At 57.9% G+C, this 13,973-nt stretch carries 11 protein-coding genes and 3 pseudogenes; 5 read left to right on the top strand and 9 right to left on the bottom strand.

Annotation, left to right across the window (positions count from 1 at the left end):
• Positions 1 to 2: 2 nt before the first annotated feature.
• The 5 genes from AB6803_RS26960 to AB6803_RS26940 form a co-directional block, all read right to left on the bottom strand.
• Entirely contained in the window at positions 3 to 1,178 is a 1,176-nt protein-coding gene (locus AB6803_RS26960) for a zinc-dependent alcohol dehydrogenase (RefSeq protein WP_371111758.1), read from the bottom strand.
• Between the two features lie 19 nt (positions 1,179 to 1,197).
• A complete protein-coding gene (locus tag AB6803_RS26955; protein WP_371111757.1) occupies positions 1,198 to 1,557 on the bottom strand; it encodes a hypothetical protein in 360 nt (119 codons plus the stop codon).
• A gap of 123 nt (positions 1,558 to 1,680) precedes the next feature.
• Positions 1,681 to 2,208, bottom strand: coding sequence for a sigma-70 family RNA polymerase sigma factor (locus AB6803_RS26950; RefSeq protein ID WP_371111756.1), 528 nt, complete (start codon positions 2,206 to 2,208; stop codon positions 1,681 to 1,683).
• Between the two features lie 182 nt (positions 2,209 to 2,390).
• The gene (sdhD, locus tag AB6803_RS26945) at positions 2,391 to 2,774 is read right to left on the bottom strand and encodes a succinate dehydrogenase, hydrophobic membrane anchor protein (RefSeq protein WP_371111755.1); all 384 of its coding nucleotides are present in this window, start codon (positions 2,772 to 2,774) and stop codon (positions 2,391 to 2,393) included.
• A gap of 379 nt (positions 2,775 to 3,153) precedes the next feature.
• The gene (locus AB6803_RS26940; RefSeq protein ID WP_371111799.1) at positions 3,154 to 4,053 is read right to left on the bottom strand and encodes an MBL fold metallo-hydrolase; all 900 of its coding nucleotides are present in this window, start codon (positions 4,051 to 4,053) and stop codon (positions 3,154 to 3,156) included.
• Between the two features lie 137 nt (positions 4,054 to 4,190).
• Between AB6803_RS26940 and AB6803_RS26935 the strand changes: the two genes are divergently transcribed.
• The 3 genes from AB6803_RS26935 (at position 4,191) to AB6803_RS26925 (ending at position 6,116) form a co-directional block, all read left to right on the top strand.
• On the top strand, positions 4,191 to 5,018 hold the full coding sequence (locus AB6803_RS26935; protein ID WP_371111754.1) for a manganese catalase family protein: 828 nt from the start codon (positions 4,191 to 4,193) through the stop codon (positions 5,016 to 5,018).
• A 365-nt stretch (positions 5,019 to 5,383) separates the two neighbouring features.
• A complete protein-coding gene (locus AB6803_RS26930) occupies positions 5,384 to 5,623 on the top strand; it encodes a DUF982 domain-containing protein (RefSeq protein WP_371111753.1) in 240 nt (79 codons plus the stop codon).
• Between the two features lie 232 nt (positions 5,624 to 5,855).
• Positions 5,856 to 6,116, top strand: coding sequence for a DUF982 domain-containing protein (locus AB6803_RS26925; RefSeq protein ID WP_371111752.1), 261 nt, complete (start codon positions 5,856 to 5,858; stop codon positions 6,114 to 6,116).
• A gap of 181 nt (positions 6,117 to 6,297) precedes the next feature.
• On the opposite strand, the pseudogene AB6803_RS26920 reads toward AB6803_RS26925, so the two are convergent.
• Positions 6,298 to 6,912 (bottom strand): annotated as a pseudogene (locus AB6803_RS26920) (TCP-1/cpn60 chaperonin family protein); the annotation flags it as partial.
• 217 nt (positions 6,913 to 7,129) lie between these two features.
• Between AB6803_RS26920 and AB6803_RS26915 the strand changes: the two are divergent.
• Positions 7,130 to 7,460, top strand: a pseudogene (locus AB6803_RS26915) (IS21 family transposase); the annotation flags it as partial.
• A gap of 1,642 nt (positions 7,461 to 9,102) precedes the next feature.
• Here AB6803_RS26915 and AB6803_RS26910 read toward each other — a convergent pair.
• Positions 9,103 to 9,972 (bottom strand): annotated as a pseudogene (locus AB6803_RS26910) (IS5 family transposase); the annotation flags it as partial.
• 210 nt (positions 9,973 to 10,182) lie between these two features.
• Here AB6803_RS26910 and AB6803_RS26905 point away from each other — a divergent pair.
• Positions 10,183 to 11,010 (top strand): manganese catalase family protein, encoded by an 828-nt coding sequence (locus tag AB6803_RS26905; protein WP_371111751.1) that lies wholly within the window; start codon positions 10,183 to 10,185, stop codon positions 11,008 to 11,010.
• Between the two features lie 143 nt (positions 11,011 to 11,153).
• On the opposite strand, the gene AB6803_RS26900 is transcribed toward AB6803_RS26905, so the two are convergent.
• A complete protein-coding gene (locus AB6803_RS26900) occupies positions 11,154 to 11,372 on the bottom strand; it encodes a hypothetical protein (protein ID WP_371111803.1) in 219 nt (72 codons plus the stop codon).
• Between the two features lie 105 nt (positions 11,373 to 11,477).
• Positions 11,478 to 13,577 (bottom strand): 4-alpha-glucanotransferase, encoded by a 2,100-nt coding sequence (gene malQ / locus AB6803_RS26895; RefSeq protein ID WP_371111750.1) that lies wholly within the window; start codon positions 13,575 to 13,577, stop codon positions 11,478 to 11,480.
• Between the last annotated feature and the right edge of the window lie 396 nt (positions 13,578 to 13,973).

The raw sequence follows: 13,973 nt of genomic DNA, 5'->3' as shown, positions 1-13,973 counted from the left end.
TCTTATGCCGTCATCACGACCTTGATGCAATTATTCTTCTTGTCCCTGAAGATCTCGTAGAGAGCCGGGCCATCTTCGAGCTTCGCCCGATGCGTAATAATGAAGCTCGGATCGATCTCGCCTTCCTCGATTCGGCGAAGCAGATCGAGTGAGTAGCGGTTGACATGGGTCTGGCCGGTGCGGATCGTCAGTCCCTTGTTCATTGCGGCGCCAAAAGGGATTTTGTCGAGGAAGCCGCCGTAGACGCCTGGGACCGAGACGATGCCGCCGGGACGGCAGGCCATGATGGCTGCGCGCAGGGCATGCGGGCGATCCGTTCCCAACAAAGTAGCGGCCTTGACCTTGTCAACGACGGCGTCAAAAGATGCTGTAGCATGCGACTCCGCACCGACGGCGTCGATGCACTTGTCGGCGCCATGGCCCCCGGTCATCTCCTTGATGCGGTCCGGGATTGTGCCGTCCACCTCGTCGAAATTGATGATCTCTGCTCCAGTCGATTGCGCCAGGGCCAGACGCTCCGGAATATTGTCGATGGCAATGATCCGCGCGGCACCCTGCATCAGCGCGCTTTTGATGCAAAACTGACCGACCGGGCCGCAGCCCCAGACGGCGACGATATCCGTGGGTTCGATCTCGCAATTGGCTGCGGCCATCCACCCCGTCGGAAAAATGTCGCCTAAAAACAGCGCCTGCTCATCGCTCATTCCATCCGGAATGACGATCGGCGAAACGTCGGCATAGGGAACGCGCACATACTCCGCCTGGCCGCCGGCATAGGCGCCGGTCAGATGCGAGTATCCGAACAGACCGGCGGTCGGATAACCAAAAGCCCTGGTCGCGTTCTCGGCATTGCGGTTGGTGCGCTCGCAGACCGACCAGTTGCCTTTGAGGCATTGCTGACAATCCCCGCAGCAGATGGTGAACGGCACCACCACCCTGTCACCGACCTTCAGCTTCTTGTTGTCGCGTCCGACCTCGACGACCTCGCCCATGAACTCGTGGCCGAGCACGTCGCCCTTTTCCATAAAGGGAATGTAGCCATCCATCAGGTGCAGATCTGAGCCGCAGATGGCGCAAGCGGTCATCTTGATAATGACGTCGCGCCCATCTTCGATCTTTGGATCCGGAACGCTGTCGCAGCGGATGTCGCCCTTGCCATGCCAGCACAGTGCTTTCATCGATAAGCTCCTTGTAAGTTCAATTGGTCGCGGCTGTTCCGTCAGCACGGATTTGCGTGGTGACAGCCAGAATGAGCGCAAGAATGCCGATGGCGTAGACCGGCCAGCGCGGATCCATGGGAAAGTCAAACAGCCAGGGTGAAAGCAGCATTGCTACCCCGAAGATGGCATCAAGCAATAGGTGAAAACGGATCCGTAGGAACCGCACTGCGCCAAGCTCGTAGTCGGTCAGAAGGCTGTAGAGGATTACAATGATGCCGAGCGCGATAAGCACCATTCGAGGAGTGCGACTGAGTTCGAGAATAAACGGCAGGCCGATCACAATGAACCCGACGACATAGTCGGCAATTCCATGAAGCATGGTCGGTACGAAGCGCATGTGTTCCCCTTCTATCCTTTCTGACCTTCAAACTTTTCAAATAAGGCGTGGTTCCCGTTTCTCGGCTGGCGGGAAGTGCTCGGGCAGTTTTTATAGGATTACAATGTCCACCATGAGCGTAGATCACCTTGCAGCGACAGCTCCTGACGCGGTAGTTTCACCGAGCGCCGAGATCACTGCGCCCCTTGCAGGCGCGATACGGCTCTTGACCGTGCCGAGTTCGCAGCCGCACACTCCGGCGATATCCTCGTAGCTGTCACCACTTATAGCCATCAGCAACACTTGGCGTTTGTCGGGGTCGAGAGCTGAAATGGCTTTATCGACTTCTGCCGTCCGTAAGGACCATTCCTGGGTAGATTGTACCGCCTGTTCAGATGTAGCGACCTCCATGTCCGCACAGAGGGTAAACCTCTGGCGGATCTTGTATTTCGTGCAATAGGTGTTTCGGGCAATGGTGAACAGCCAGGATTTTACGTTGGTCCCAGGCCGAAATTGATCAATGTGTGCAAGCGCCTTAAGCATTGTATCCTGCGTGAGGTCATCTGCATCTGCCGCAGATCGTTCAAATCGCATCGCGAACCGGCGCACCGCCGGCACCAACGCGACGATGTCGTTTTCGATCTCCGCACCCGTTCCACCCAGTCCGCTCATTTGCTCTCTCCTCGTGATCGACGAAGAATGAGCATGAAAGCTACGCGCTCCGGCCTGTTCGGGAACAGTGCGGAACCGTACAAACAAACATCAGGACGGGAACGGCTAACGTTTCACCAAAGCCGGTGTCATTCTCGCTTCGGATGCCTCCTCTCCGATCTCGGACCTGCGGCGAAAAGTACCTATTGCTGGGCTGCTTCGAACATCATCCGAAGGATGGCGAAGACGCAGAGTAGACAGACCAGCCAGGTGAAGGCCAAGTTCAGAAACAAAAGTGCGAGCTTTCTCATGTGGCCGTGAACGTAGTCTTCGATGATCGTCCGCATGCCGACATCCATGTGGACGGCGCTGAGAAAGATGAAGGCAAGGAGGGCGGGGCCAATCCAGAAGCTGCCGATCGAAGCAACGACAAAGTCGCGATCTCGTCCAAACAGGTAGACACCGATCCCAATAAGATAGGGGGTCAAGAGGCCTAGCGCCAATCCCGAAGCTTGTTTGAGAACGTAGGGCCGTGTGCCTCCCTTTGCGGATCCCAGACCTCGGACGCGTCGGAGCGGTGTGGTCATCGTTGTCCTCCCTCACCGAGGCGCCTCTTGCGTCGGCTAATCTTGCTTAGATCTTTTGCCTTCAGTTCGTCCAGACTTCGTTGGTGCCTTGCTGACGAAGGTCGCGGCTCCTGTTTTAACGACCTGAAGGTCGGGCCGATCTTCAGGATGAGCAATGGCATTCTCATCAAACTCCAGCCCACGTTGGCTATCACCATGCTCAGAAATGACCGAGGGCGCAGCTAACGGTTCAGAGGGTCCCGCACCGGGCCGTTCCTCCGCCTCCCGCCGGTGCTCAGACTGCTTTCCCGCCGGTCGGCACTCTGCTCCACGGCTCCGATTGGTGCGTCGGTGGATGACATCATCCTGGCTTGCCATTCTTTCTTCTCCATAGGTCGATCTACGTGAGACTGTCGGTCCGATAGGCGTCGTTTCCGCTCTTGCCAGGCTTTGCGGGGTCGAGCACGTACGGTCGGCCCTCAGGTACAGCAATCGTTGAAAAATTTGCGGCTAGCTCGTAAAGACGAGCCCTCATGTGTTCGCCCCGTACCGGCTGGCCGTGCCCGGTAATGACCAGTTCCGGTTCCAGAGCAGCCAGCTTGGCAACTGATCGCTCAGCGTCATCCCAATCGGGCGTCAGATAGCGGGGCGGCCCGTGCATCTCAGGTTTTTGCGTGATGATCTCGTAGATCGATTCCTGACCTGTGGTGACGATTGCGTCGCCCGCGATCAGGGTGCGGTCACTTTCACGCCACAACGAGACGTGACCCGGCGAGTGACCCGGCGTATGCAGCCACTTCCATTCTGGCATTCCCGGCACATGCTGATCCACAGGCAGCATCTTTAGCCAGGCACGGACATCGACAGGGGACCGGGGAAACAGAGGCGACAATAGCGCCATCACGCCACCGCCGGCCAAGGCATCCGCTGGCGGATAGGAAGCTTGGCCGTTCAGGTACGGAAACTCAAGAGGATGTGCGTAGACTGGAACGCCCCAATGCTTCGCAAGCGCCTCCAGCGAGCCGGCGTGGTCGAAATGGGCATGCGTCATGATGATCGCCGACGGGCGTGTATTACGCCCGAACCGGGCTTCCGCCGTCTCGACGATCGTATTCTTTGACGTCGGCAGACCGGTATCGATCAGCACCCAGTTATTGCCCTTTGCAGGGTCGCCGTAGAAGATCACATTGACGATCGACATCAGGCGATATGCCAGATCAGGTGCGAAGACCCGTGCTCCAGACGCGCTTTCCTCAGTCGGCGCAATATCGTCAGTCTCAAGTGAAAGCTGAACCACCATCAAAATCTCCATCGTCAGCGCAACGAACTTCGCGATGAGGGCGAAGTTCCCTGCTGATTCTTTGAAAATATGCAAACAGGAGGGAACCTGATCGGCTGCCGCTTGTTCGCGGGGCTTCACAACAGAGGAGAGGTTCCATGTTTTATACTGACGGCAAGCTGCAATATCCTGTCCGGGTCGAGACCCCAGATCCCCTGTTCGCGCGAGCCCTGCAGCAGGCGATCGGTGGCGTCGAGGGCGAAATTCGCGTGGCAATGCAATATTTCTTTCAAGCGTGCGGTGCCCGTGGCAACCCGAAGTTCCGTGATCTGTTGATGAACACAGCTGCAGAAGAACTCGGTCATATCGAAATGCTGGCCACGGCGGTTGCCCTGAACCTCGAAGGCGCGCCGCTTAAACTCAAGGAAGAGATCGCCGCCGATCCGGTCGGGGGAGCGGTTCTCGGCGGTATCAATCTGAAGAATCTTCTTTCCGCCGGACTTTCGGCGATGCCCGTTGATTCCGACGGCGTGCCGTTCGACATGTCGCATATCTATGCCAGTGGAAACATCGCTGCGGACATGACGGCTAACGTGACCGCCGAATCGACCGGGCGGGTGCTGGCCGTGCGCCTATTCAACCTGACGAGCGACCCTGGCATGAAGGACATGCTATCATTTCTGATTGCCCGCGATACCATGCACCAAAACCAGTGGCTTGCCGCCCTGGAAGAGTTGGGAGGAGCGGCGAATGTATTTCCGATCCCGAACAGTTTTCCGCAGGAGCAGGAGAAGCAGGAATTCAGCTACGCTTTCCTGGGCTTTCAGGTCGATGGCAGCGATCCGGTCGCCGGCCGGTGGTCACAGGGTTCCTCCGCTGATGGAAAGGGTGAATTCACATCCCTGCCCATGACGGCCGCGCTTGGACAGAAGCCGGTGCTGGGTCCGGCAAAGCCGAACAGCGGTGCGCAGACGGAGCAGCTCTGAGCAATGTGTAGCGCAGGCTAACGAGAACCATGCTTAGATTCGGCTGGCGGCGGTGCCGTTTGAAAGGCGCCGGTGATGGGTAGATCATGGGAATAGCAGACGAGCCTTGTCGAAAGCTCGGATCCGTTCAGCACAGAAACCGCTGGGCGGGCGCGCGAGGCAATGCTCGCCTCGACCCGTTGAAAAGACTGCGAACGGACACCCGGCGAAGCATTCCGCAAGCTTGTCCCGCAGAAGGGAGGTCGCCTTCGCGGCACGCAGCCACCGTAGGTACGCTTCCTGACCGAAGTCTTTACCCTGCAGATCCCTGAGCCATCTTGAGTCCAAGGCCCCGTGGAGAGCGGTCTTTTTTTAGGGAGGAATACATGTCTGAAAAATGGAGTAAGCCGATTGAGGTCGGCTTCGGTATCTCTGGATATAGAACCATCACCGGTCCATTCGACGCTATGATTGTCTTAACGGACCTATGGCCAAGGAGATCCGGCCTGCGTTTCATCAGGGCTCGCAATGCCTGTAGCGCAGCGATTGCCGGTCGCATCGGTGCCGAGGATGCTCGGACGGAATTTCTTGCCGCAGCAGAAGAGGCTGAACTCAGCACCCACTGAGGTCAAGGTGTTTGGGTTCTCCGACATTGAATTGGGCGCCACGCTGTGCTGGCCAACGACGCGGTGTGTGCGAGCGCGAGGAATGACTTAGATTCAATGCACCGGGCCGCCCACGAAGCGAGAAACTGCGGCTCACGGAGCATCCACCGCTGCGCTGGTTCGGTTGCGCACGAAGCGCGGGAACTCGCAAGACCGACAGTGGTTCGTCGGGAAGATATAAATGAGGTCTCCCATGAATAAGGTTATCGACGTCGATTTCTGCGTCACCTGGCAATCGCCTGTCTTCGTCCGGATCGGCAACGGCATGCGGGAACGTCTCGACGGCCCTGATGCGGCATTGGCGGCGCTTCTCCATCGCTGGCCATCGCGCTTTGGTCCCGAATACGGCGTTGCCAAGCGCCGGTGTGTCGATGCGATCGCAAGTCACGGCAGCCCGGAGCTTGCCCGCAGAGCATTCGTAGATGCGGCGGTCGCTGCCAAGGTGCTCGCGTGACGGGCTCGGAGAAGCGGTCCACGCGAAGCTTTCCTCTGTCCCCAATTCATGGATCTCGAACGCGCCGCCATCATGGTGGCCAATGCCCGCGATCAACTCAAAGCCGACCACGCCGTGCTCGTCATAAGCCTCCGCCGGGAAACCACCGAAGCGCATGAGGCGATTTCAAAGACATTACCCGGTCCTCGAACTTGACACGCATTTTATCGGCATTGGTGACGAAGTAAGGACTGAGATAGCCGCGGTCGAACTGCATGCCTTCGACGACTTCGAGTTCGGTTTCGGCGGCCTTGGCTTCTTCCACCGTGATCACACCTTCATTGCCGACCTTTTCCATGGCCTCCGCCAGGTAGCGGCCGATTTCCTCATCACCGTTTGCTGAGATTGTACCGACCTGGGCGATCTCGGAATTAATGGAGATCTTGCGCGCGTTGGTCTTCAGTTGCTTGACAACGGCGTCTACGGCAAGATCGATGCCGCGCTCGAGGTCCATCGGATTCATGCCGGAGGCAACTGCCTTGGCACCTTCCTTGACGATCGCCTGGGCAAGAACGGTCGCGGTCGTCGTGCCGTCGCCGGCAAGATCATTGGTCTTCGACGCAACTTCGCGAAGCATCTGGCCGCCCATGTTCTCGAACTTGTCTTCCAGTTCGATTTCCTTGGCGACGGTGACGCCGTCCTTTGTAATGCGTGGTGCGCCGAAGGACTTGTCGATAACGACATTGCGGCCCTTTGGACCAAGGGTCACCTGGACGGCGTTGGCCAGGACATCGACCCCACGCAGCCGATGACGCAACGTCGCTAATCCATGTTGTCCTTGCGGGAAGTCGAACAGGTGCTACCGATGCCGTCAGTACCTCCCCTGCCATGCCCGCCTTCGACTGGAACATGTCTGACGATCAGGTTGCAAGTGTCCTGACATCTGTTCGCAACAGCTGGGGAAATGCTGCTCCGGTGGTGAAGCCGGCTGACGTCGCAAAGCTACGCGGTTATTTGAAGGACCAGTGAAACGCCTGATCACCTTCGAGAGGAACCGCTATAGCGTGCCTGCATCGTCTGCGAAACGGCTGTCAGCTTTCGAATCTATCCCGAGCGACCGGTCGTTGTGGCCGAGGACAATATCCTATGCGAACATCCGCGGAACATTGAGCGCAGCCACGACAAACCGCAGCGGGTGATTTATGACTGGCGACATTACCTTGCCGTCCTCCGGCGCAAGCCCGGCGCCCTGCGCAATGGTGCGCCTTCCTGGAATTGCCGTTGGTCTTTCGGCAACTGCAGGACCAGATGCTTCGCCGCCCCGGCGGTGATCGTGATATGGCCGATATTCTTGCCATCGCCCTCATAGCCCTGCGGAAGCTGACGGACGAAACGGTCGCAATGAGCAGCCCTCGCAGCCCGGAAAATCTCTTCATCCGTTGCATCCGGACGAGCAAAGCGGATATTGTCCATAACCGTCCTATGAAGAAGGGTGATTTCCTGCGGCACTACTACCATCGACCGGCGAAGGCTGTCTTGCGTGACATCAGCAATGTTCTAGCCATCAATGGCTATGCTGACGTCGTAGAGCCGTTGTAGCAGGTGAATTAGTGTCGACTTGCCCGCCCCGGAGGCCGACCACCCCCAACCTTGGCCAGCGGGAATGGAGATGTCGATCTCATGCAACGCTTCGCCAGCGCCATCATAGGAAAACCCACTCCGCGGAACTCAACCGAACCACCGCGTTAGATCAAGACCGGTGCTCCTCGATGTCTCGAACCGTCAAAGGCTGCCCAACCACCCGCAGCGTATCATCTATAATTCCGTAATATTGCACGAGATCACGAGCGACAGCGCCACGTCGGTGAGCCGCAAGATTCTGAAAGTCAAAGCACCACGTGGCTCAGCCAAGTCGCGAGCATATTGCTCTCGAAGTACGAGCCCCTTCGTCGTCCTGTCCTCCTTGGCAAATCCAGTTAAGCGACGCGCTCCACCACTCTTGCCGTTTGTCCGAGGCGTGTCCGGCGCCGATCCATGGCGCGTGCTAAGCGGCCTATTCGGGCTGCGTGAACGTAGCCTAGCGTGACCTGCCAAAACACCATAGACCGCGCACCATGTAGCCGCTTCAGTTGCCAAGAGACGCTATTAGAACGTAACCTTTATTTTACTGGGCGCCTCTGGGCGGCGAGGCGCAGCTTGCGCAGCCGCTCCGTCTTCTCTTCCCGACGCCGTCGTTCTTCCTCCGCCGTCTCTACGGCGATCTTATTGGTACGTTCGAATGCGGCCGTGCGCTGTTGCACGGTCAGAGTTCTTCTGATTCGGCTGACCATGATTACGATCTTTTGTTAGCATTTCCATATATATGGTAGCCGCTGCTCGCCGATCAACATCTAGTGATGGTACGCAAGCGGACACTACGGCCGCGGACGGAACAATCATTGCGCCCGCTTCGTTCCACATTCTTAAATGATTAACACGGAGAACCGGTACCGCATACGAGCGGGCGGAGCGCCACGAGGATGCGGCGCCTGAATCCAAGGCTTTTTTTCATGAGGCGCACCAAGATGAAGAGCGTGATCGCGCCTGGATGAGGACGGCTGCGGAGGCGCCGTCTTATTCGATACCGTTGACCTGGTCTTCGGAGTTTGTTTTTCAGGCCGTTGTATTTTGGTCAGGGATTGCCACCCGAAAAGCGACGAATGGAACAGAGGAAGTCGCTGTAAGTTCCAGAAGCGGGGGAGAGCGTGCCGCCACCTCCTCCGTCTCCCTGGGGGTGCGCCGCGGTTTCCTATGCCGGCTCCTCGTCCGGCACCGCGGCGCACCTTAGAGGCAATGGCTACCATGATTGGGAACGCTACGCTGCGGCCATCGTTGCATTTTGGCGTACATCATCCTTTCGACTAAATCACCGTCGTGGTCGCCTAGGCCAGATGTTGCGAAGTTGAGCGGGACGCGGCTTTGGTGCATCGATCATGGAGTAAGGGGATTTCGCTCTTTGATGTTTCGGCTATGCCGTGGCTGCTTTGCACCGTACGGATTTCGGGCGTGCGCATGCCAGCATGCGATTGAGCACGGCGTAGCCGAGGGCGACTTCAGTCTTCTGAGCTTGCAACGAACGAGCCCGCAGACGCCGCCCGATTATGGACTTGTAACGGCCGATGGCGGTCTCGACCAGCGACCGTTTGCCGTAGCCGGCTTGCCATTTCATCCGGCCGTCTGTGTTGATCGCGACGATGTGCCGGTCGCGCTGGTCGGTAGTCTCGATATCGGATCGGTCGACTGCATTGATCCGTGGCGGAATGACAACAGCCGCATTGGCGCTGTGCCCGGCGACGGCGTCGTACGTGGGCTTTCCATCATAGGCGCCATCGGCAGTGAGCCGTCCGATTGGAGCGTCGATCTGATTGAGAAGTGGAGCCACCTGCGAAGCATCGCCCGTGTCCTGGTCGGTCATCGTGTGGGCGATGATCTCGCCGCTATCGGCATCCAGCGCCAGATGTAACTTGCGCCAACCGCGACGGGATTTGGCGCCATGTTTCTCCTCCAGCCATTGGCCTGCGCCGTAGATTTGAAGGCCGGTGCTGTCGACAAGAACATGCACCGGCCCGTCCGGTGGTCCCTGCCGATCAACCCGTCTGTGGGGCGACTGCCACGTCTGAGCTCGTCGGCTGATCGTGGTATGATCGGGGACAGCGGGCGCTAGCCCCATCATTCGTAGCACCGATGCCAGAAATCCTTCGGCCTGGCGCAGTCGTAGACCGAACATCAGGCCTAGCGTCAAGGTGGTCTCAATCGCGATATCGGAATAACGGGGCTGACCACCGCGTGTCTTGCGTCGTGGGGCAGCCCAACCAACAAGTGCTTCCGGCGTCAACCACTCCGGAGCCGCTTTCTTCAGTGGGCGCAATGTCGTCGGTGTCGAGCGAAAGCTGAACAACCATGAAATTCTCCTTCTAGCCCCAACAAACTTCGACGCGAGGACGAAGTTCCCTGGCGTTGAGTCATGTGAGTTCCCGAAAAGTCGCGAGCTTGTGGAACTGGAAGGGCTATCAGTTGTTCGTATGGCTCCCAAACAAAGGAGTGTTCCATGTTCTACACTGACGGCAAGCTTCAATATCCTGTCCGGGTCGAGGCCCCAGATCCCCTGTTCGCCCGAGCCCTGCAGCAGGCGATCGGTGGCGTCGAGGGCGAAATTCGCGTGGCAATGCAATATTTCTTTCAAGCGTGCGGTGCGCGCGGCAATGCCAAATTCCGTGACCTGTTGATGAACACAGCTGCAGAAGAACTCGGTCATATCGAAATGCTTGCGACAGCGGTTGCCATGAACCTGGAAGACGCGCCTCTTAAACTCAAGGAAGAGGTCGCGACTGATCCTATAGGCGGAGCGGTCCTTGGGGGTATCAATCTCAAGAACCTGCTGTCAGCGGGACTTTCCGCCATGCCCGTTGATTCCGATGGGGTGCCCTTCGACATGTCGCATATCTATGCCAGTGGGAACATCGCTGCAGACATGACTGCCAACGTTGCGGCCGAATCGACCGGCCGGGTGTTGGCCGTGCGCCTCTTCAACATGACGGATGATCCTGGCATGAAGGACATGTTATCCTTTCTGATCGCTCGAGATAGCATGCATCAGAACCAGTGGTTGGCCGCCCTTGAAGAGCTGGGCGGAACGGCTGGAGCGTTCCCGATCCCGAACAGCTTTCCACAGGAGCAGGAGAAGCAGGAGTTCAGCTATGCCTTCCTCGGCTTTCAGGCCGATGGTAGCGATCCTGTCCTCGGCCGCTGGTCACAGGGGGCTTCCATTGATGGAAAGGGAGAGTTCACTTCGACGCCGATGACGGCGGCGCTCGGACAGAAGCCGGTACTTGGCCCGGCAAAGCCGAATAGCGGTGCGCAGACGGAGCAGCTCTGACACCAACCGGTGCCGGCAAGGTTGTCGGCCTCATTGCATTGGAGAGTGAGCGACGCACTGGTCACTGGAAGTATTGAGTGGCTGTTTCCCCGACCAGGATTCGGTCGGAACGGGCGGGCAAGCCTGAGCGCGGCCGTCGTCGCTCAAGTCATAGCCGTGGATGGAGCCGGTGGTGGCACCAAAGTTGGCAAGGCATAGAAATGGCTGGTGCCGAGGCGTTTTTGATAGGGCACATGTTTCGCCGCGCGGTCAAAGGTCATGCTATTGCGGAACTGGATGCGAAATTTAACGGTCGGAACCGTCATCTTAGATTCGCAGTTGGTATGGAAAACGGTGGCATCAAGAACTTGAAAGCCAGCCATGCTCCACCGAAGAGCTAAAAGGCAGCTGCCAACACTCCAGAAGTATCAGATGTTCCCGTTACCCTAAACGGGCGTCGGATGACTTTGAATAGGCCCGTACGCCGTTTAGTGGCGTCTGCCGAAGCGGTAACCAATAAAGGAAGCTATATAAACCGCAGCGTAAGGATGAGAATGGACCAGCCCCTCGAATGCTTTAATCATACCCGCTGTAAAGCTCCGAGGCGTGCGCGACTGCCGCTCGGTAAAGGCTCGGCGCAATCGAGCAACATCCGCGCGAAGTGCTGAGACTTTAGCTTGCAAAGATTCGGCGGAGCGGTCGAGCGGCTGCGTTCGTCCGTCCAGCATTGCCTGCGTGATCGCGCTCACCAGCGGAAGCGCGGCAATCTCTTCGATCTGTAGAGAAAGCTTCGGTCGCCAATTCGGATAACTGCTGGTCGTGCCCGGAATGTTGGTCGGCCTCTTTTCGTCGGTGAGATCGGCGAGGCGAACCGCTGCGAGGAGGCATGGTGTTTTAGCGATGAACCGGTGGGCGTCGATGGTAAGCTGAGAAACGTCGGTTCTTTCAAGGGCAAGGGTCGGCCGTCCGAAGAGGGTTTGATCTATTGCCTCCCTAAGATAGCGGCGCTCCCGTTCCCGTTCAGTTTCATGTCGTTGGGTCAGTTCCGGAGATACGATGCCATGCTCTGCTCGCGCGGCGATATCGGCGCCCTGCCACCAGCCCGCAAGCGTCTGATGGTCGTGTGTCGAAATACAAGCGAGAGCGAGGGACGGATAGGCGGACGCAGGCTTGAAGCTGGCGTCGTCGCGTTCGTAGGATAATATCCGGTAGGATAGGATTCGAGCGGCAGCGAGTTCATCTTGAAGACCGTCCGGTAGAAGTCCAAGATCTTCGCCGATTACCAGGCAACGGTAGTGATGCGAGATCTCTGCCAAAATGCGCAACAGTGCCTCTTGCGGGTAGGCGACATAGGCACCGTCTGCTGGATTGGAATCGACGGGGACTAGGAACAAGCGACGAAGCGCAGCGGCGTGATCGATGCGAATCGCTCCCGCATAGCGCATCGCCGTTGCCACCATACGCTTGAACGGCGGGTTGTCGCCTGACGCGATGCGGCTTGTCTGGAATCCTGCCAGATGCCAGTCTTGGCCATTTGGTGCGAAGGGGTCAGGGGGGCTGCCGACTGTCGCACCGCTGAGATAGATGTCAGGCTCGCTCCATGTGGCGGATCCGTCCAGCGCTTCGCCCACTGCAAGGTCGAGATAGAGGCCTATGCGCAGGACGGACCGGGCATGAGCCACAACCTCCAGCATTTGTTGATGAGCGACCCATTGCAGCCAGATATGAAACTGTACGTCTTCCTGGAAATCATTGGCAAAGGCCACGACGGCGGGTGCATGAACGTCTTGATACTGCTGCGGCCATCCATGCCAACCTGCCGTAAAACCGCGCCGTACCATTTCAGCCGAAAGTGCTTCAAAAATGGCGTGCTTTTTCAGGCTCTCGCCTTTCTCGAAAACGAAGTTTTCAAACTCCCTTCCGGTTAGCGACTCACCAGGATCTCCACCTTCTCTGTTCGACCACAGCGATCGCAAAGCGCCGAGCTTTGCCGCGCTAACACGATTGTAGTCAACCAAGTTGCCTTTGCGCAGCGCCGCCCGGGCTTTTTGCGATTGCTCGCTGTCCTGGAAACCAGGCAGACGGTCCACCGCAATATAGAGCGGGTTCAAGAAGAGCCGGTTCGATGGCTCATAAGGGCTGCACCGCCGGGCATCTGCCAGAAAGGGTGCGTGCAGTGGGTTTAGGCCAACGAAATCTCCACCTTGTGACGCGACCATGTCAATCATGGTCTTCAGGTCTTCAAAGTCGCCGATGCCCCAGTTGCGCCCGGAGCGCAACTCGTAAAGCTGAAGGCTGAGGCCCCAGACGCGTTCCTGGGATAGGAATTCGGGCAAGAAACATCGCGCGGCGCAATCGGGACATGGCGATGGCGCATCTGAACCGAACTTTACGTCTGGCTCTTCCTCCTCACCTTTCACATTGACGTTGAGAGCAGAAAGCAGTCTCTGAATGCTTTCATCGGAGACCGGCACTGGCTGCCCATCCGGCGATCGTAGCATCGGATCTATCCCATGTTGCAAAGCAAGGCGATGAAGTTTGCCTTCCGCCGGCGAAAACCGGGTATTCGATAGGGTTTGCTTATCCATCTAGACTCGCCTTTCTGACGTGCTTTCCTAACCCGAGACCTCCGATATGGTTTCCGGCCGTCGCAAAGAACATCGCCACATGTGCCGGTTTACGGATTCACCCCCACCGGGTTGCCTCGAAACAAGTCGCCTGATGCTCTGCGTTATTGAATGGTGCTGCATCCGTTAAGGTTCGCCCTCCGTTTTCCGCTGCGAACGGCACGGTCGTCTCGCCAAAAACGTGATGAGATGAAGAGTTCAATGGTGGCGTGTTTGTTTCGTCGCGACGTTTGCATCGCCGGTCAAAAAGGTGGCCACGGCACGGTGGCGCCAGGAAACTGACGTTTCGCGCGCACAGGACATACCGATCATCATGCGTCGGCGGACGCTGCGCCCGCAAATGGAACCACGGCTGTT

The sequence above is a fragment of the Rhizobium sp. RCC_161_2 genome, from assembly GCF_041355235.1.
Classification (GTDB): Bacteria; Pseudomonadota; Alphaproteobacteria; order Rhizobiales; family Rhizobiaceae; genus Rhizobium.
The sequence above is the reverse complement of the archived record's forward strand: the minus strand, read 5'-3'. Positions and strand labels throughout refer to the sequence as shown.

Bases quoted from the DNA above. Each gene is read 5' to 3' on its own strand.
- AB6803_RS26900 (WP_371111803.1), bottom strand. From the start codon at position 11,372: ATGGCTGGCTTTCAAGTTCTTGATGCCACCGTTTTCCATACCAACTGC.
- AB6803_RS26925 (WP_371111752.1), top strand. From the start codon at position 5,856: ATGAATAAGGTTATCGACGTCGATTTCTGCGTCACCTGGCAATCGCCT.
- AB6803_RS26955 (WP_371111757.1), bottom strand. From the start codon at position 1,557: ATGCGCTTCGTACCGACCATGCTTCATGGAATTGCCGACTATGTCGTC.
- malQ (WP_371111750.1), bottom strand. From the start codon at position 13,577: ATGGATAAGCAAACCCTATCGAATACCCGGTTTTCGCCGGCGGAAGGC.
- AB6803_RS26940 (WP_371111799.1), bottom strand. From the start codon at position 4,053: ATGGTGGTTCAGCTTTCACTTGAGACTGACGATATTGCGCCGACTGAG.
- sdhD (WP_371111755.1), bottom strand. From the start codon at position 2,774: ATGACCACACCGCTCCGACGCGTCCGAGGTCTGGGATCCGCAAAGGGA.
- AB6803_RS26950 (WP_371111756.1), bottom strand. From the start codon at position 2,208: ATGAGCGGACTGGGTGGAACGGGTGCGGAGATCGAAAACGACATCGTC.
- AB6803_RS26905 (WP_371111751.1), top strand. From the start codon at position 10,183: ATGTTCTACACTGACGGCAAGCTTCAATATCCTGTCCGGGTCGAGGCC.
- AB6803_RS26935 (WP_371111754.1), top strand. From the start codon at position 4,191: ATGTTTTATACTGACGGCAAGCTGCAATATCCTGTCCGGGTCGAGACC.
- AB6803_RS26960 (WP_371111758.1), bottom strand. From the start codon at position 1,178: ATGAAAGCACTGTGCTGGCATGGCAAGGGCGACATCCGCTGCGACAGC.
- AB6803_RS26930 (WP_371111753.1), top strand. From the start codon at position 5,384: ATGTCTGAAAAATGGAGTAAGCCGATTGAGGTCGGCTTCGGTATCTCT.